Genomic DNA, 18,585 nt, shown 5'->3' with positions numbered 1-18,585 from the left:
ACTCACTTACTTTTTCGGTTCTGCTTTTTGGCCAAACTCTTTTTCCCATTTTTCTAAAATTTTGTCGCGATTTTCTGCTGCCCATTTAAAGTCATTCTTTTTATATAACTTTTCTGTCACATCTTTAGGGAACCCATCTGGAAGTTTATAATCATTTTTAATTGTCGCAAATCCATTTTTCTCAAAGTATAACTTCATTACATCATCTGTAATTGCCCAATCTAAAAATGCTTGTGCTAATTTATCATTTTTTGCATTATCTTTTTTAATAAGTGCGTTCGCTTCTACTTCCCAACCTAATCCTTCTTTCGGCAGTACAACTTCAACTGGTGCACCTTTTTGTTTTTCTTTCAAAGCACTATAAACCATTGACACACCAACTGGATATTCACCCGCCCCTGCTAATTTTGCTGGTTTTGAACCTGAATGAGTATAAGTTGCCATATTATCATGAAGTTTCTTCATATAATCCCAGCCCTTATCTTCCCCCATAATTTGTAACCATGCAGAAACTGTTAAAAACCCTGTTCCAGAAGAAGCTGGATGCGGCATAACTAGCGTTCCTTTATATTCTGGTTTCGTTAAATCTTCATATGATTCTGGCATCGGTAAATTTTTCTTCTTTAATTCTTCTTTATTTACAGCAATCCCCGTCATAAATGCCGTATTACCTACCCATTTTTCTGGTTGCTTATCATCTTTAAATTGCGGAAGAACACGATTTGCTCCTTTTGGAGAGTATCCTTTTAACATATCTTTTTTATCTAAAGCTAATAGACTAGACGCTGCAGTTCCCCATACAACATCTGCTTGTGTATTTTTTCCTTCAGCTAGCAATTTCGCTGTAATAACTCCAGTTGAATCACGAACAATGTTCAACTTCACGTCTGGGTACTTCTGTTTAAAAGAATCAAGATAAATCGGTACAAGCTCTTCTTCAATCGCTGTGTAAATAGTTAATGATCCAGATAATCTATCATCTTTCACTTTTGCTCCAGCACTTTCTTCTTTCTTTGCACCACACCCCATTAATAACGAAAATACCATTCCAGTTGCTACAGCCTTAAAGATTGTTTTTTTCACTGTCTCTCTCTCCTTTTACAAATCTTATGTACAACTCAAATATAAACAACTAGTGTAAAAGCAGTATTAAACCAACATTAATCTTTTGTTTGTTGTTTGTTTTTGTGTAATACGTTGCTACTTCTATGTTTTTTCGCATTTTTCTGCTAATATCTAACGTAAAATTTACAAATAATTAAAAAAACCTTTATAATCCCACAAAAAAATGAGGCGTTTGTAAAAAACGCCTCATTTTTGTTTACCTTTTTTTGAATTACGATTTGCGTACTTCGCACTATTTTCTCCTTCGTACTCTAATGCAAATTCTGCATCTGGTAAGCTTTCTTTCGGAGTTTTATTATTATTAATTGCTGCATTTTGTTTTACTTTTCTTTTTACCACCATACTCACCTGCTCTCACTAAATAACTTTCTATTCTAGTTTGAAACAACTTACAGTAATTATTACTGGAAAGTGTTAACAAGTACATAAGAGCTTATATATGGAAATACTACATACGAACAAGCCATTATAAAAAGGAGCGATGACTTTGAAGGAGAAAGAAACGATCCAATCACCAATTTTAGACGAGACGCTCCCTCATCAAATGAACTTTCCCTCTTTTAAAGGAACAGGAAAACCAATGCAACAACCTTTTATTAATCAATACGATGTTGTAATTGGAGACAGTAAATACGATTCCACTAACAGTCCTCTTAATAATTGGAGTGATGAAATAGATCCTGCCGTTATGGCTGGAGAAGAATGGATCCATCCTACAAATGATATCGGATGGATCTCAGAAGAAAATCAAGAACTACTAAAAAACGAAGTTAATAACAAAAATGATGCTTTTATGCACCCTCAATTTGGAATTAACGATTAAAAAAACCATTCTACCTAACGTAGGTAGAATGGTTTCATACTATCCAATAATAATTCTCTCTTTCGGATATTTATAGCGAGGTGGTTGTTCTCTTCCACCACTAGCTAATATAAATGTTAAAATACCGACGCGTCCGATAAACATAAGTACAATGAGTACAAGTTTACCAACAGTTGTTAACTCTGGAGTAATACCTGTTGATAGTCCAGTCGTCCCGAAAGCAGAACAAACTTCAACTATTAAACTCATAAGTGGTACATTTTCCGTAATGGATAAAATAAATAGCGCTGAGGCACATAATAAAATCCCCATTGTCATAACGACAGATGCTTTCAACACGTCCTCTTCATGTAGCTGACGTTTGAAAATACGGACTGTTCTCCCGCCCCTTGCAAATGTATATAGCGATAATATACTAACAGCAAATGTTGTTGTACGTATCCCGCCCCCAACTGAACTTGGAGATGCTCCAATGAACATTAATATACTCATAAATAAAAGCGTTGGTTGTGATAATTCACGTATGTCCATTGTAGCGAGTCCACCACTTCGCGTCGTCACAGATTGGAATAGTGTATAAAATACAGTTTCATGCCATGACTTTCCTACTAAAAAATGATTTCGTTCTAATAGAAAAATCATAATTGTTCCGACAATAACGAGTGCAAAAAATGTCATTGTCGTCAATTTTGTAAATAATGAAAAGCGAAATAGTTGTTGTCGCCTTTTACTAAGGAATTGCTTTACTTCCATTAGCACTGGGAAACCGATAGCTCCTAAAATAATAAGCAACATATGAATCATTTGAACAATATAATCTTTTTTGTACGGAATAAGTGATTGTCCTGTTAAATCAAATCCTCCGTTCGTTGTTGCACTCACAGCGGCAAAGAAACCGTGAAAATAAGCTTCTTGCCAAGTCGGGAAATATAGTAAAAATCTTGTACCTAATAGTATTGCTCCAATGAGTTCTATCGAAATAATTACAATTAAAATAGAACGCATCAATTCTACAAGGCCCGATAAATTTCCTTGGTTATGATCTGCCATAATTAACCTTCTTCGCTGCAAACCAATCTTTTTACCCGTTATAATCCAAACGAATGTACCAAGTGCCATAATTCCTAATCCGCCTAATTGTAAAATCAGGGCTAAAACAATAATTCCTGCTGTTGTAAACGTATCTGAAATAGTCACAACAGACAGTCCTGTAACGCTTACAGCACTAACAGATGTAAACAGCGCATCTATAAATGTCCATTTCACGCCAGGCTTCGTAACAAATGGTAAACTAAGTAAAATTACCGATACAACTACCGCTAGTAAATAAAATACAACGATAAGTTGCACGGGACGTAACTTTTGTAAAAACTTTTTTATATCTCTCATTCCATCACTTCGCTACCTTTTTTCTATCGATTAAATAAAGAAAAATCATCACTTTCTTCATTTGTAAATAACTGCTGAAATAATTTCGCAAATACCATTCCATATACAGTTCCATTTCCCCCATACGGCAGTGCGTAATATAAATTATGTATGTTTTTATCTTCTTTTAAAATAGGAAGACCGTCATGACTGCCACCAAATGCTGCTGCCCAATAGTACTCTGCCTGTATATTTTTATACTGCGGGAACATTTCTTTTACAATGTTAATAAGGAGATTACGCTTATGCAATAATTTCGTATCGCCGATTTTTTGAATTTTCAGCGCCTCATCTAATCCGCCTACAATAATGCGGTTTTGATACGTTCGACAATACAAATACGGACGTGCTGTTTCCCAAATTAATGATTGCTCATGCCAGCCTTCAAAATGATCTATCTTATTTGTCACAACGGCATAAGACGTTTCTACTGTTGTATTTTTTTCTTTCTTTCCAAAAATTGCTTCATAACCTGTCGCCATAATAACATTCTTTGCTACGATTTTATTTCCTGTATTCGTGTAACAAATTAAATCATTTTGGATTTGTTTAATATGTAATGCCTCTGTATGTTCATATATAGTAGCGCCCATTTGTTTCGCTTTATGCAAAAGACTATGCGCTAATAAATACGGATTCACTTCTGCATCACCGCTTGTATATAACGCTGCTTGTTTTGCAAATGAATAACGTTTCTTAATATCAGACTCTGTAAAATATTCAACCGGAAATCCATAATGGCGTAACGTATTATATTCTTCTTGTAAAAATGAAATATCCTCATCTCTACTTGCATAATACAAACTATTTCGCGGAATAAAATGGGGATCAATATCGAGAGTTGGCACAACCTTCTCCATTGTTTGCAGCGCTTCATAACAAAGTCTATATGCTCGTACCCCTTTCTCTTCACCAAATGTATGAATAAGAGAGGTTAACGATTTATCATTAACAAATTGTAATAATCCTGTATTTGCAGCTGTGCTACCACATGCAATTGCTCTTTTTTCAATGAGCATAACACGCATTCCAATTTTAGCTAATGAATACGCTATATGAGCACCTGCTTCTCCACTTCCAATTACTAGCACATCACATATCATATCATTTTCTAATGTTGGATAACAAGGTACAGAAACTCCAGCACTCCAAAACAACTTACCAGTCATAAGCTTCATAATTATACTCCTACAATGTATTTTTCTCCTTCCTATGTTTCGTCATTTCCCATAAAAAAATCCAACTAACATACGCTAGTTGGATTTCTTCTCTTTAATTAGAACGCTCTTCAAGCCAATTCCCAACCGTCGGATATGTTTGCTTTACAGCCGTTCCACCATACACGATAGACATATGTCCTGTCGGCAAACATACATACTCTTTATCTGTGCTAGAAATATGATCAAGTAAAGCTTCTACTTGACATGGCAGAGCAATGTGATCACGTTTCGCAGAAATATTTAAGACATTCGCCTTAATATTTGCAAGGTCTACCTTTTGTCCGCGAATAACGAGTTCACCCTTCACTAATTTATTATTTTGATAAAAATCACGAATCCATTGTCTATAAGATTCACCTGGGAACGGAATACCATCGCCTACCCACTTTTGAACTAATTTCCAACTTTCGACGAAGCGCTCATTTTCTGAACGATCGACTAAAGCAACATATGGGCCGACAAAGTTTGTAATTGGTTTTAACATCTTATTTCCGAAATCAATCATTTCTGGCGGAATATTTCCGAATGTATCAACCGCTTTATCTAAATTGAAATATTTCTCATCTAATAAAGGACCGTATAATCCTGTTTCAGAGAAATCAAAAGGACTTGTCATAAAAATCAAGTTACGAATTGGCATGTCCGGATGAAGCGCTGCATAAATAGATGTTAACGTTCCACCCATGCAATAACCAAGTAAAGAAATCTCGTCCGATTTTGCAGTTCTCATTACCTTTTTCACTGCTTTTGCAATATAATCGAACACGAAATCATCAAATTTCAAATGACTATCTTCTAAACCAAATGTGCCCCAATCAAGCATATACACATCAAAACCACGATCTACTAAATATTCCACTAAACTATTACCTGGAGTTAAATCCATAATATACGGTTTATTAATAAGAGCGTATATTAATAAGATTGGAACTCTCTGTGTTTTTTCTTGTTTTGGAATGTAACGATAAAGCTTCGTTTTATTCTTCGTCCAAATAACCTCTTTCGGCGTTAAACCAACTTGTGGTTCTGGTTCGCGTAATAAAACTTCGCTCGCTCTTTTCACACGGCGATATGCTTTACGATATTCTTCTGGGTACAACTCCAATTGCTTTTCCCATTCCGTTACGAATGTAGTCATTTTTTCTATCTCCTTTTTGGTCAATTTCTTTCTAAAAAAAGAAGTGCATTCCTGCTATGGATATGCACTTTTTTCTTACTTCATTACATGTATAATCCGCCGTTAATGTTTAATTGCTGACCTGTGATATACGCACCGTCACGGCATAGATATACTACACCTTTTGCAATTTCATCAGCTTGACCAAAACGTTTTTTCGGGATTTTCGCAACGATTTTTTGACGCACTTCTTCTGGTACTTCTGCTACCATTTCAGTATCAATAAATCCTGGGCAAATTGCGTTTACAGTTACATTTGTTCTTGCAAGTTCTAACGCTAATGATTTTGTAAATCCTAACATACCTGCTTTTGCTGCTGAGTAGTTTGTTTGTCCAAATCCACCTGCTTGGCCAATAATAGACGAAATACTAATGATTCTACCTTCTTCTGCTTCCGATATGTATGGAAGTACAGCGCTTGTCGTATTAAATACACTGCTTAAGTTCACGTCAATTACGCGCTCCCAATCTTCACGATTTAACTTTTTGAATGTACGATCTCTTGTAATACCAGCATTATTAACAAGGATATCAACTTTACCAAAATGATTCACAGCTTCTTCTACAAGTCTGTTTGCATCTTCTACTTTAGAAACATCCGCTTGAACTGCATAAACATCATGTCCTTCTTTTCCTAATTCATTTACTAAGTTTTCAGCTGCTTCTTTACTGCTGTTATAGTTAATAACTACTTTTGCTCCCTCTTCTGCTAATGCTACTGTAATTGCTTTTCCAATTCCTTTTGCCCCACCTGTTACGATTGCTACTTTGCCATTTAATTGAACCATTTCTTTTCCCCCTTAAATGAATTTGTGAACGATTGTTATGAATCATTTTGGTACTCATACTAATTGAGTCCATATATTAATTATGTTTCGTTGTTTATACATGAAAAGAGATTCTCCCTCTCTCTTTTACACGTTATAAACAAACGTGATTATCATTTTTTATTTTCTGGCTTATTTACAGGCTTTACTTCTTCTTTTACAGGTACTTGTAGTTTAGCTAGTACTGCATTTTGCTTTTCTAGCAATTCTAAAATTTGATCAACTTTCGTTTCCAACGTGCGCATATCTTGTTTTACTTTCGTAACATCACGCTTTAATGTAGGAGCTTGTCCTAATGAATCCACTTTCTCTTCTAGAATTTCCTCGATGTTATCAACTTTATTTTCTAAGTTAATAACAAGCGTAGCTACTCTAGCGATATCCTCTCTCGTCGGCACATTCACCTGTTCTAAATAATTTTTTGTCGTATCATTTAATGCTTTTTGATAAAACAAATTCAAATCTAGAACGCTGCCCATCCAAGCAGAATATTCTTCTGTTTTAATTGTTTCATTGAGCGCTTTTCCCCAAAATGTTTCGGTTTGTTCATAAGCATTTTTCCATGCTTGCAATGGATCGAATTTTTGATCAATCACTTCGACTACACTCCCTTTTTCGTTTTTGAAACAATTCAACCTATTCACTATTTTCTAATATTCCGAATAGAAATTCAAGTATATATTTTATTTTTCTTTATTTTCCAACAAATGTATTGACATTAAAAACAGATAGGTGTAAATTGCACTTATAAGCAAAAAATTCCATCTAACTGATTCATGAGGTGATGCACAATCATGCTACATAATGAACCAGAACACCCAGAAAGTTTGGAAAAAAACCAAGCGAAACAACCAAACTCCATGCCAAAAAACTTCTTAGTTCCTTTCTTACTTCTCTGTCTAAAAGACTGGAGTCTTCATGGTTACAAACTTATTCAAATGCTAATGGACATCGGCTTTTCTTCTGTTGACCAAGGTAATGTGTATAGGACACTACGCAAATTAGAAAAAGAAAATCTTATTTCTTCTACTTGGGATACAAGCGAAGGCGGGCCAGCGAAACGAATTTATTCTTTAACAGAATATGGAGAGCAATATTTAACAACATGTGCGACTTCTTTTGAACATTATCAAAATATGTTGCGGACGTTTTTCACGTTATACACCAATGCATTCTTTCCATTTTCTACTTCTCCAGAAAAGGATGAAAAGGATTCTTCATCTTCACCTGGTGGTACAGCAGAGTAATCTGCGTTCATAATATGCAAAAAAACATTTGGAGGTCACACAATGGAAACTAAGCCATACGAATTAGTCGATGCATTTTGGAAAAACTGGTCTCAATCTCTTTCCCTCTTCTCTTCAGCTGGGAAACAATTAGAGCAACTTACTTTAGAAACGTTAAAACAACAACAAGACGCTTTGCATAAATTAACATCAGGAGTAGATGAACTAGAAAAAGAACTACACCAATTTACTGCTCAGTTCAATAACCAATATACAGACTATGTGAAGCAATTAACTGGAAACTCCTTAAATGATCAAATTAACGAGTGGCAAGAAAAGTGGAATGAGCTTTCTAATCAAATGCACCAACTTACTGTTTCGCCTACGAAAACATCTTTGTCTATTCTTACTCAAACTAGCGGCCAATTTGAAGAAACAACAAAACACTTTATCGAACAACAACAGTCGCAGCGTGAAGAGGTTCAAAAACAGTTAGAAGTTTTTTTGGGAGAGTTCAAGTCCAAACAACTAGAACTCGCAAAGCAGTTCGAAGAAAACTCAAAAAATCTATTTACTTCCATCAAGTAAGAAAAATGTGGCAACTAACTGCAGCACAAACAAAACTCTTTCTTCCTCCTACTACATCAAGATGGCTTACATTTTTCGATATGGAAAAGAAGGAGGACAAAATGAATCCATTTCAAGAAGCACAAACTGTTCCAGAGCTTCGTTACGATGAGATTCAAGTCGGTGATCAAGCATCACTTACAAAAAAAATTACGGATGAGGACGTTATCAATTTTGCAAAATTGACTGGAGATGTAAATCCTATTCACATTCTAGACTCTTTTGCAAAAACGACAATGTTCAAAGAACGTATTGCCCATGGCATGCTCGTTTCAAGTTTTATTTCTACCATTCTTGGAACGAAACTCCCTGGCAAAAATACGATTTATTTATCACAAAACGTTTCATTCCGTGCTCCTGTCAAAATCGGTGATACCCTTCGCGTTGTGGCAGAAGTTATTAAAAAGCGGGACGATAAAAAAATCATCACATTGCAAACAAACATATATAATCAATCTGATGATATTGTCGTAGAAGGTACAGCGACAATACTGAAAAAAGAGTAGCAAATTTGCTACTCTTTTTTCTATCCAAGAACTTCTAATCACACCGTTTACTTCCGTGTATGAGTACGTCGTTTACACATAAAATAACATTACCAGGTAGCACTTAGCTAAACTGGATTACTCTTTAAGGATGTGTATCAACATGGTGAAAACAAACAAATTACTAGTTCCGGGTGCAGAGCAAGCACTTGAACAATTCAAATATGAAATCGCACAAGAATTCGGTGTAAGCTTAGGATCTAATACAGCTTCTCGTTCTAACGGATCAGTTGGCGGTGAAGTAACGAAACGTCTTGTTGCTTTAGCTCAACAACAATTACGCGGATAACTATATAACCTATGGCTTAGAGGCAGATATTCTCTGCCTCTTTCTTTTTTAACATACATAATAGTGCTTCTTCACATACTAGTAAGAGCAAATCGAAAGGAACGATATGTGAAATGAAATGGATTAACATTAGCATGAGTCCTCCCCGTGTTCTTACTGTATCTTTTATTATGCTATCGATTATCGGTACATGCCTATTGAAATTGCCAATTGCTACAACAACGTCTATTTCATGGCTAGATGCCTTATTTACAACGGTTTCTGCTTGTACGGTTACAGGGCTTGGTGTTGTGGACACTGGTAAAGTATTTACCTTATTTGGCCAATGTGTCATTTTAACACTTATACAAGTTGGCGGGCTTGGCATTATGAGCTTTGCTGTTTTAATCGCAATTATGCTAGGCAGAAAAATCGGCCTTCAAAACCGGATTTTATTACAACAAGCATTAAACCAAACAAATGTCGGCGGAATCATTCGTCTTGCAAAAGCATTATTTTTATTTTCTTTTACTGTAGAATGTATCGCTACTTTATTTCTCTCCTTTGAATGGGTACCAAAATACGGGGTTGCCAAAGGGATATATTACAGCTTTTTTCATTCTATCTCAGCCTTTAACAATGCTGGTTTTTCTGTGTGGAGCGATAATTTAATGTCGCACTCCCATAGTATTCTCGTCAATCTCGTTATTTCTTCCCTCATTATTTTAGGTGGGATTGGTTTTACGGTTATCGTAGATGTAAAAAGAAAGAAAAACTTTAAAAACATTACTTTGCACTCAAAGCTTATGCTCTCTTCTACTCTTATCGTCAATATTATTGCTACAGTTTTCATTTTTATATTCGAGTTTCATAATTCAATTTCCATGAGAGGTTTTACACCATTTGAAGAAGGTATGGCTGCTTATTTTCAAGCGATTTCAACGCGTACTGCCGGGTTTAATACTGTTGATATCTCTGCATTATCAAAACCTTCTCTTTTATTAATGATGCTTCTTATGTTTATTGGTGCTGGCAGTGCTTCTACTGGTGGCGGGATTAAGTTAACAACTTTTTTAATTATGTTTTTCGGCGTATTTAAATTTTTGCAAGAACAAGATGATATTGTCGTGTTTAAAAAATCCATTAAAGATGCGCTCATTGTCAAATCATTAACGATTACTATTATTTCAATTTCGTTTATTTTTCTTTCTATTTTAATTTTAAGCATCACTGAGAAAGTTCCTTTATTAATGAGTGCTTTTGAAGTATTTTCAGCATTTGGAACTGTCGGCCTTAGTATGAATTTGACGCCACACTTAACAATCATCGGCAAAACAATTATTATCTTTATGATGTTTTTTGGAAAGATGGGGCCTTTAACATTAGCCTTTTCATTTGCACGTAAAAAACAAAGAAAAATAAAATATCCCAACGAAGATATTTTAACAGGTTGACAACCGTATAAATTATCCATATAATGAGAATACAATAGCATATCTCCAAAGGGGAGTAGCGTCCAAGAACTATTTCTTGGAAACAAAGTCGTCATTACGTAGAACTTAGTTCTTCCGGCTTTGTTGGCATTTTCATTACATATGTCTAGCAAGACCTTTGCCTATCAACGGCAGAGGTCTTTTTTGTTTTCAAATTCCTTCCACCGTTGATACGCAGGAGTATGGGGAAACTAAACAGTGGGGAACTTCTTCACTTGTTTAGTCTTTATAGAAATGAGAGGAGAATGTACATGGATGTATCATTATTATTGGAGTATGGTTGGGTATTACTCATCCTAATTGCACTAGAGGGGATTTTAGCGGCTGATAACGCTCTCGTTCTCGCAATCATGGTAAAACATTTACCAGAAGAAAAACGAAAGAAAGCACTATTTTATGGATTAGCAGGAGCGTTCGTTTTCCGCTTCGGATCACTATTTATGATTTCGTTCCTAGTAGATGTATGGCAAGTGCAAGCAATTGGTGCGATTTATCTTATGTTTATCGCGGGGAATCACTTATTTAAAACGTATGTTAAAAAGAATTCACATGAAGAAACAGAAGAAAAAGAAGCAAAGAAAAAACAAGAGAACTTTTGGTGGACTGTATTTAAAGTCGAAGTTGCTGATATCGCCTTCGCTGTTGATTCAATTTTAGCTGCTGTTGCATTAGCAGTGACTTTACCGAAAACAGGATTAGGTACGATTGGTAGTCTTGATACAGGTCAATTTATCGTTATCTTTACAGGTGGACTTATCGGATTAGTTATAATGCGATTTGCAGCAACTGCTTTCGTACAAATATTAAAACGTAAACCAGGACTTGAAACTGCAGCATTCTTAATTGTAGGTTGGGTTGGTGTGAAATTAGCGATTTATACGCTAGCACACCCTGCTTTAGGTGTCCTTCCGCATTCATTCCCAGAATCTACTCCGTGGAAGCTTACATTCTGGATTGTATTAATTGGAATCGCAGTTGGCGGTTGGTTCTTCTCGAAAGAAGTAGAAGTAAAAGTAGAAAAGAATTTAGACGAAAAAGCGCTGTAATTACAGCGCTTTTTCTTTTTCCCTCGTTTCAATCCCTCTCTATTTTTAGAAAAAATTCCATTATACTACCTTTTGTAAACGCTTCCTTTCCGGATGTATGTCCTTTTTGTGAAATATTGAACAAACTTATTGAAAATGAGAACAAATCCATGTACTTTATTCATATAAGGAGTATTTATAGACGATGTACTAAAGGAGCGTATTACTCATGCTAGAACAAGGATTAGATTATGTTGTAAAACTGGCTAAGAGCAAAAAGCAAATGCTAGATACAAATCCAATGCAATATTTCATTCGCGCTGCACTTGCTGGCATTTATATCGGTTTTATTATTGTACTATGTTTTAAATTAGGTAACTTTTTTCATGTTGTTGATTCACCAGCAACATATTTAGCTTCCTCCATGTTTTTCGGAATTGCTCTGATACTTATTATATATGGCGGTGCTGAATTATTTACTGGCAATACAATGTACTTCACAGTGGCAACTTTAAGAAAAGAAACAACTATTTCTGATACACTTCGCAACTGGGTTGCTTGTTATGCAGGTAACTTAGCTGGCGCTTTATTCTTTGCCTTACTATTTTACGCAACTGGCATTTTCGGAGCAATCGATCACGGTCATTTAATGAATACAGTCGTTGAAGGAAAAATGAACACACCTACAATGCAATTATTCTTTAAAGCGATTTTATGCAACTGGCTCGTATGTCTTGCCTGCTTCTTACCTTCTCAAGTAAAAGGTGATACAGCAAAAATATTGATGATAATGATGCTCGTTTTCACATTCTTCTTATCTGGCTATGAGCATAGCATTGCAAACTTATCATTGTTTGCCTTATCTTTAGTTTCACCACATCCTGATACAATTACTTTCGCTGGGGCTATTCATAACTTAATTCCAGTTACAATCGGTAACATTATTGGCGGATCGGTATTTGTCGGTATGGTATATCATTACTTAACAAAGAAAGCACCTGTTGCTAAACAAGAAGAAACTGAATTAGTAGCAGCTCAAACAGAGGAAATTATTCCTTTACAAGCACATATGAAACACTAAAAACTCCAAAGTATCACTTATCAAGACTTAAATTATAAAAATCTCTAAAAATAAAGGAAAGCACATATTATACATGACTAATATATGCTCTCCTTTTATTCCATTAAAGCGCCCGATTGTCGAAAATCACCAGACCTTTATTAGCTAGTTAGTTGAAGAAGAATTTGTTCCACAACCCTTAAGTTATTATAATACAAAAAATAAAATTCTCCTCCTGCAATTCCTTCAAATCGGTCAATCTCCACGTCTTTTGAATTCCCTGAAAGTTGCTAAATTTAAGCCGAATAACTACACCATCTCTAGCAAAATAATTAACATATTCTATGCAAGAAAGTTTAGGTAGCTAATAGCATATGTTTTATTGAAAGGGTGTGATTGAATTATGGATCGGCCGAACTGGGGAATTGGAGGATTAGTATTCGTTGGCTGCATGTTTCTTGGTGGAGGAGTGGGATCTATGTTAGGAAATACCCAAACTGGATGGCTAATAGGAATGGGTGCTGGATTTCTTGGGATGGCTTTAACGAGACTGATTAGAAAGTAATATAACATGGGTTATTCTTCCAGTAAATAAGACGATATGCATTTAAGTAATTACTTACATACGCGCTCTATAAGATGTAGTAATCGTACTTATACAAAGCCACTCTCTAACAGAAAGTGGTTCTTTTTATTTTCGGCTCTTTTAAAATTCATTGTATACATAATAAACTATGTTTAATCTCTGTTTATATAATATACAATGCAAGAAAAAAGAGGATACTACGTCCTCATATTGGACATAGTATCCTCTTCTTATTATAGTCTGTTTAAGTTTCACTTTGGAGGTTTTAGCTCCCTACATATTTCAAGGCAATACAAGGATTAATTTCCCCTTCTTCCTTCCCTCTCTCTATTCTCTGTTTCATCTGATACATACCGATGACATCATTTGTATGAAGGTGAATTTCATTAACATATAGACCTTCTGTACAAAAGACTTCTACAAAATCTAACCCATTCTTTTGCCTCCATCCCATGTTAAAATCAAGAGAAAGGATGTTTACCTTATTACTCCGAACAAATTGTAATGCAGATTCTACTGTAGTTGCCAAAACATATCCGTACGGGCAACTTCTTTGATCATCCATATATACATTCATTTTCTATCTCCTCTCTATTTTGCATATGTGACCAACACATAACATATTGCTCCAAGGCTAATAAAAGGTCCAAACGGAATTGGGGTTCTTATTTTTATACGTTTTAACGCTATACCTATTCCGAAAAAACAAAGACTAAAGCAAGATGCTAAAAATAAAGTTATAAAAACCCCTTTCACTCCCACTATAAATCCGAGTAACGAAAGTAATTTTACATCACCTCCGCCAAGACCATCTGGATAAATCCTTTGCATGCAATATAACAAAATGAATATAGTTCCACTACCAGCTAAACTATCTATCCAAGTAACTAACGGTACAAAAATACATTCTAAAATAAGCAAAAGCGCAAACCAAATTAAAATACGATTAGGTATTAGCATATATACTAAATCTGTAACTGAAATAATAAGAAGTAAAGAAAAGAGCGATAAAGTGATGATGAGCTCTCGTTCTATTCCAATTACATATACAGTAAGAAAAAATAAACTACCTGTAACAAATTCAAATACTATGTACAAACTTGAGATTTTCCTCTTACAATTCGTACAACGCCCTTTTTGTATACAAAATGAAATGATTGGAATCAGTTCTTTCGGCTTTAACGTATACTTGCAGTAATAACAGTACGAACGCGGTGTAATAATAGATTCCCCTACTGGAACTCTCATCGCAATCACCATAAAAAAAGAACCAAACACCATACCCATTAACAATGCATATAAATAAGTGAACATCCCTTCCTCTCCTTTCCAAAAGAACATAACAAAAAAAGGAGAGAACTTCTACTTCATATTATCTTTATTCTATTAAAAAAGCAGGCCGTTTTCCGGCCTGCTTTCCCCTATTTTATACGATGAAATATACTGCTTTTAATGGCCCGTGTACTCCGACAACAAGATTCATTTCAATATCCGCAGAGTTACTTGGTCCTGTAATAAAGTTAATACAAGATGCGACTGCTTCACCTTTTTCCACACGAGAGTTCATATGTTGAACTGCTTGTGTAATGCGAGGTACAAGTGTTTCACGTGGAATAATAGCAAAGTATACAGTCGGTAAAAAGTGTAAAGAACGCCCTTGTCCTTTATGACTTTGTACAACAATCGTACCAGATTCAGCTAATGTATAATCACTAAATGCAATACCGATATTCGCTTTTTCCGCTATACGCATATTCTCTTCTTTTTTCTCAGGATCCCATACATTTACCTCAACATTTTGCTTTGGAAGCTCTTCTTTAAATAAAGAAGTCAATCCATAGGAATCAAAACGTTCATCTGCTGATAATATAATAGGTCCTCCGCCGTTTTCAACGATTACTTTTTGAATATCTTCACGTAAACGGTCGTTTGTCGTTTCCACAACAGTTGTATGAATGTTTGTACATTGATTTTTAAATACTTCTAACAATTCTTCTTGTGAATAATCTTTTAACGTTTCTTCATTCACATTACTTTTCCATGCTGGACGTTCTACGCCTTCTGTTTTACGCGCGCGCCCAAGTTCTTTTGCGATATTATCTAGAAAGGACTCACGGTTTTGAATTAATCCTGTCATTATTTGTCCCCGCCTTTCTTATGATCTTTATACCAATCACGGAATCGTTCTTTACTTGGAGCCGGGAATTCACGAATATCCGTCCAGTTTTTAAGTGGACCAACACCTTTTGATACACGATTGCCAGATGTAAATGGACTCATTGCTGCCGGTGCTATTTTTGATCCCATTTTATATAAAGCTGCTGAAGATGCGCCCATACTAAACATTTTCATTGCTAATTTCTCTGCAAGTGGGGCACGTCCTTCTTGCTCAACGATAACTTGACGATGTTTTAATAATAAATCATGTAACGGAATCTTTACTGGACAAGCTTCCGTACACGCTCCGCATAAACTAGATGCATAAGGAAGTTCTTTATAATCATCATATCCACCTAAAAGTGGTGTTAACACTGCACCAATTGGTCCTGAATAAATAGAACCATATGAATGTCCACCAACGTGACGATACACAGGACATACATTGACACAAGCAGCACAACGAATACATTGCAATACTGAACGGAATTCCGATCCAAGGATTTGAGAGCGGCCATTATCAACAACGACTAAATGAAACTCTTCTGGTCCATCTACCTCTTCCTCTTGAATTGGTCCTGCTACCGTTACATAACTTGTTAGCTTTTGACCTACTGCACTACGACATAGTAAACCAACTAAAACATCTAATTCTTCCATTGTCGGAACCATACGTTCCATACCCATTACTGCAATTTGTGTTTTCGGAATCGACATAACAAGATCGGCATTACCTTCGTTCGTTACTAAACAAAGAGAGCCCGTATTTGCAACAGCGAAGTTACAACCTGTCACACCAATTTCTGCATCCATAAATTTCTCACGAAGTTGTTTACGAACAAACTTTGTCATTTCGTATGGATCATCAGAATTTTCATATCCAAGTTTTTCTTTAAATACATCACGAATTTGCGTTCTGTTTTTATGAAGTGCAGGCGCAATAATATGTGATGGTGGATCGTTATCTACTTGTAAGATATACTCTCCTAAGTCACTCTCTAACACTTCACAACCAATCTCTTCAAGGGCATGATTCATACTAATTTCTTCAGTTACCATTGATTTTGATTTTACAACTTTCTTCGCTTGTTTCTTTTTTGCAACGTCTTGAATGTACTTTGCTGCATCCTCTTTCGTTTTCGCAAAGTAAACGTGACCGCCTCTTTTTGATACATTTTCACTTAACTGCATTAAGTAATAATCAAGATTTTCTAACGTATGTTGACGAATTTGTTCACCTAGTTCACGCCACTCTTCCCAGTTTCCTAACTCTTCAGCTGCTTTCAATCGATTTGTATATAAACGCGTTTGTGCAGAAGATACTGCTCCGCGCATAAACGAATCTTGAATTCCATCGCCAACGCGATCATTAAATTTTTTCTCACTGATTTTCATAGACATAGCTTATGTTCCCCCTTCATGAGCGACTATTCAAGACCTCAGCAATATGCATTACTTTTACTTCTTTTCCTAAACGCTCAATACGTCCGCCAATGTTTAACAAACACCCACAATCTGCACCGATTAAATAATCAGCACCTGTTTCCATTACACTATCTACTTTTTCATCTACCATTTGCTCAGAAATTGGAGTCATCTTAACTGAAAACGTTCCCCCAAACCCACAACAATTTTGCACGTTTGGCAGTTCTCTCACAGTTAATCCTTTTACGTTTGATAATAAAATTCCTGGTGCCTCTTTTACTCCCAGCAGGCGTGTCATATGACAAGATTTATGAATAGTAGCTATTCCTGGTAAACTTGCACCAACATCTGTAACTTTTAAAACATCTACAATAAATTGTGTGAATTCATATGTTTTATCAGCAACCTTTTGTGCACGTTTAGCCCACTTCGGATCATCTTTAAAAACATGCGGATACTCATGAAACATTGTCGCACAAGAGCCAGATGGCGTAACGATATATTCTGCATCTTCGAAAGTTTCAATCATATGTTTCATCGCTTCTTTTGCTGCTTCTACATGGCCGCTATTATAAGCAGGCTGACCACAACAAACTTGTGCTTCTGGAAATTCAATTTCACAACCTAAACGCTCCAATACTTCAACTGTTGCTTTGCCGACGTTTGTTTCAAACATATCGACTATACAAGTAACAAATAAAGTGACTTTCATAACTATAATTCCCCCTCATTACAACTTCGCCAACAATCATATGGTCATCAGATGACTAAGATTAGAAGAAGTAGGCTCAACCATGGCCTATCCTCTCCCTCTTCTAAAGAAAACGTTTACTTAATCTCTCTCTCTATTTTATCAGAAAATTAGAAAAATAAAAGATTAAATTACGAATTTATATCGCTTTTACCTGTGACAATATGTTCTACATTTGTTAAATGATTTAGCATTGCTTGCTGCGCTAATTCCACATCTTGCTTTAACACCGCATTATATATAGATTGATGCTCTTCTAAAAGTCGTTCTGATGTTGTTTGTTCACCATATAAAATAATGCGTCTTGATTCACCAATCGTTTCAGCAATCATCTCTGAAACATGATTCATGAGCTCAAGTAAGATGTTATTATGCGAAGATTCTGCAATTCCCATATGAAAATGAAAGTCTGCTTTTTCGCCAGCCTTCTCATCTCCAATGCTCTTTGCCATTTCATCTAACCAATGCTTCATATTTTGCAAATTAGCTTCCGTACGTTTTGCCGCTGCCGCTCGAACTGCCCCCACTTCGAGCACCTTCCGTACTTCTAATAAATTCAAAATATCCTCTTTCTTCATTAATAACTTGTTATTTAGTGATTTTGTTAATGAAGAAGGATCGAAATTCCTTACATATGTACCTTCTCCTTGTTTCATTTCAATTAAGCCCATTGCTCTTAGCGCACTTAGCGCTTCACGAACAGCAGATCTTCCAACTTGAAACTGCTCAGCTAATTGATGAACAGGAAGTAGTTTGTCACCAGGTTTTAACGTACCATTTTTAATCATTGTTAAAATAGCTTCAGATACTTCTTCGTAAATT

22 protein-coding genes and 1 riboswitch are annotated in these 18,585 nt (G+C 35.6%); of the genes, 9 read left to right on the top strand and 13 right to left on the bottom strand.

Features of this window, described 5'->3' with window-relative positions:
• Positions 1–6 precede the first annotated feature (6 nt).
• Together MHI07_RS06475 and MHI07_RS06470 are read right to left on the bottom strand one after the other, a co-directional pair.
• Entirely contained in the window at positions 7–1,083 is a 1,077-nt protein-coding gene (locus tag MHI07_RS06475) for a putative 2-aminoethylphosphonate ABC transporter substrate-binding protein (protein WP_340822633.1), read from the bottom strand.
• Positions 1,084–1,311: 228 nt separating this feature from the next.
• Positions 1,312–1,464 carry a hypothetical protein gene (locus MHI07_RS06470; protein ID WP_000240799.1) on the bottom strand — a complete coding sequence of 51 codons (153 nt, stop codon included), beginning with the start codon at positions 1,462–1,464 and terminating at the stop codon, positions 1,312–1,314.
• Between the two features lie 148 nt (positions 1,465–1,612).
• Between MHI07_RS06470 and MHI07_RS06465 the strand changes: the two genes are divergently transcribed.
• Positions 1,613–1,948, top strand: coding sequence for a DUF3905 domain-containing protein (locus tag MHI07_RS06465; protein ID WP_340822631.1), 336 nt, complete (start codon positions 1,613–1,615; stop codon positions 1,946–1,948).
• Positions 1,949–1,987: 39 nt separating this feature from the next.
• Here the strand turns inward: MHI07_RS06465 and MHI07_RS06460 are convergent, their stop codons facing one another.
• From MHI07_RS06460 to phaR, 5 genes are all read right to left on the bottom strand, one after another.
• Positions 1,988–3,337: a TrkH family potassium uptake protein gene (locus tag MHI07_RS06460; RefSeq protein ID WP_088078076.1), complete on the bottom strand. Its 1,350-nt coding sequence runs from the start codon at positions 3,335–3,337 to the stop codon at positions 1,988–1,990.
• Positions 3,338–3,360: 23 nt separating this feature from the next.
• On the bottom strand, positions 3,361–4,554 hold the full coding sequence (locus tag MHI07_RS06455; protein ID WP_002158747.1) for an NAD(P)/FAD-dependent oxidoreductase: 1,194 nt from the start codon (positions 4,552–4,554) through the stop codon (positions 3,361–3,363).
• Between the two features lie 94 nt (positions 4,555–4,648).
• Positions 4,649–5,734 carry a class III poly(R)-hydroxyalkanoic acid synthase subunit PhaC gene (gene phaC, locus MHI07_RS06450; protein ID WP_002011573.1) on the bottom strand — a complete coding sequence of 362 codons (1,086 nt, stop codon included), beginning with the start codon at positions 5,732–5,734 and terminating at the stop codon, positions 4,649–4,651.
• 83 nt (positions 5,735–5,817) lie between these two features.
• Positions 5,818–6,561 (bottom strand): acetoacetyl-CoA reductase, encoded by a 744-nt coding sequence (locus MHI07_RS06445; RefSeq protein ID WP_000250406.1) that lies wholly within the window; start codon positions 6,559–6,561, stop codon positions 5,818–5,820.
• A 152-nt stretch (positions 6,562–6,713) separates the two neighbouring features.
• A complete protein-coding gene (gene phaR / locus MHI07_RS06440; protein WP_000566956.1) occupies positions 6,714–7,196 on the bottom strand; it encodes a polyhydroxyalkanoic acid synthase subunit PhaR in 483 nt (160 codons plus the stop codon).
• Positions 7,197–7,394: 198 nt separating this feature from the next.
• Here phaR and phaQ point away from each other — a divergent pair, with 198 nt between their 5' ends.
• The 8 genes from phaQ to MHI07_RS06400 all read left to right on the top strand — a co-directional run bounded on the left by phaQ (position 7,395) and on the right by MHI07_RS06400 (position 13,409).
• Positions 7,395–7,847 carry a poly-beta-hydroxybutyrate-responsive repressor gene (gene phaQ, locus MHI07_RS06435; RefSeq protein ID WP_000903018.1) on the top strand — a complete coding sequence of 151 codons (453 nt, stop codon included), beginning with the start codon at positions 7,395–7,397 and terminating at the stop codon, positions 7,845–7,847.
• Between the two features lie 42 nt (positions 7,848–7,889).
• A complete protein-coding gene (gene phaP, locus MHI07_RS06430) occupies positions 7,890–8,414 on the top strand; it encodes a polyhydroxyalkanoic acid inclusion protein PhaP (RefSeq protein WP_002011575.1) in 525 nt (174 codons plus the stop codon).
• A 101-nt stretch (positions 8,415–8,515) separates the two neighbouring features.
• Positions 8,516–8,959 carry a MaoC family dehydratase gene (locus MHI07_RS06425; RefSeq protein WP_001067911.1) on the top strand — a complete coding sequence of 148 codons (444 nt, stop codon included), beginning with the start codon at positions 8,516–8,518 and terminating at the stop codon, positions 8,957–8,959.
• A gap of 142 nt (positions 8,960–9,101) precedes the next feature.
• Positions 9,102–9,287, top strand: coding sequence for an alpha/beta-type small acid-soluble spore protein (locus MHI07_RS06420; protein ID WP_000241212.1), 186 nt, complete (start codon positions 9,102–9,104; stop codon positions 9,285–9,287).
• Positions 9,288–9,400: 113 nt separating this feature from the next.
• Positions 9,401–10,720, top strand: coding sequence for a TrkH family potassium uptake protein (locus MHI07_RS06415; RefSeq protein ID WP_340822625.1), 1,320 nt, complete (start codon positions 9,401–9,403; stop codon positions 10,718–10,720).
• A 38-nt stretch (positions 10,721–10,758) separates the two neighbouring features.
• A riboswitch (yybP-ykoY riboswitch) is annotated at positions 10,759–10,931 on the top strand.
• 79 nt (positions 10,932–11,010) lie between these two features.
• Positions 11,011–11,805 carry a TerC family protein gene (locus MHI07_RS06410; protein ID WP_002158752.1) on the top strand — a complete coding sequence of 265 codons (795 nt, stop codon included), beginning with the start codon at positions 11,011–11,013 and terminating at the stop codon, positions 11,803–11,805.
• A gap of 208 nt (positions 11,806–12,013) precedes the next feature.
• Entirely contained in the window at positions 12,014–12,865 is an 852-nt protein-coding gene (locus tag MHI07_RS06405; RefSeq protein WP_002158753.1) for a formate/nitrite transporter family protein, read from the top strand.
• Positions 12,866–13,247: 382 nt separating this feature from the next.
• Complete coding sequence (locus tag MHI07_RS06400) at positions 13,248–13,409, top strand: hypothetical protein (RefSeq protein WP_016100337.1); 162 nt, start codon at positions 13,248–13,250, stop codon at positions 13,407–13,409.
• A 286-nt stretch (positions 13,410–13,695) separates the two neighbouring features.
• On the opposite strand, the gene MHI07_RS06395 is transcribed toward MHI07_RS06400, so the two are convergent.
• The 6 genes from MHI07_RS06395 to MHI07_RS06370 all read right to left on the bottom strand — a co-directional run bounded on the left by MHI07_RS06395 (position 13,696) and on the right by MHI07_RS06370 (position 18,584).
• A complete protein-coding gene (locus MHI07_RS06395; protein WP_340822620.1) occupies positions 13,696–14,007 on the bottom strand; it encodes a cyclic-phosphate processing receiver domain-containing protein in 312 nt (103 codons plus the stop codon).
• A gap of 14 nt (positions 14,008–14,021) precedes the next feature.
• A complete protein-coding gene (locus MHI07_RS06390; RefSeq protein ID WP_002158755.1) occupies positions 14,022–14,744 on the bottom strand; it encodes a prepilin peptidase in 723 nt (240 codons plus the stop codon).
• A 112-nt stretch (positions 14,745–14,856) separates the two neighbouring features.
• The gene (locus MHI07_RS06385; protein ID WP_078173265.1) at positions 14,857–15,567 is read right to left on the bottom strand and encodes a LutC/YkgG family protein; all 711 of its coding nucleotides are present in this window, start codon (positions 15,565–15,567) and stop codon (positions 14,857–14,859) included.
• Positions 15,567–16,988: a LutB/LldF family L-lactate oxidation iron-sulfur protein gene (locus MHI07_RS06380; protein WP_002149674.1), complete on the bottom strand. Its 1,422-nt coding sequence runs from the start codon at positions 16,986–16,988 to the stop codon at positions 15,567–15,569. The genes MHI07_RS06385 and MHI07_RS06380 overlap by 1 nt, the downstream gene beginning before the upstream one ends.
• A 16-nt stretch (positions 16,989–17,004) precedes the next feature.
• Positions 17,005–17,724, bottom strand: coding sequence for a (Fe-S)-binding protein (locus MHI07_RS06375; RefSeq protein ID WP_002149679.1), 720 nt, complete (start codon positions 17,722–17,724; stop codon positions 17,005–17,007).
• 170 nt (positions 17,725–17,894) lie between these two features.
• Positions 17,895–18,584 (bottom strand): FadR/GntR family transcriptional regulator, encoded by a 690-nt coding sequence (locus tag MHI07_RS06370; RefSeq protein ID WP_255298756.1) that lies wholly within the window; start codon positions 18,582–18,584, stop codon positions 17,895–17,897.
• Position 18,585 lies beyond the last annotated feature (1 nt).

This window comes from Bacillus sp. FSL H8-0545 (assembly GCF_038006105.1).
Lineage (GTDB): Bacteria > Bacillota > Bacilli > Bacillales > Bacillaceae_G > Bacillus_A > Bacillus_A cereus_U.
This window is presented reverse-complemented; position numbering and strand designations above follow the sequence as displayed.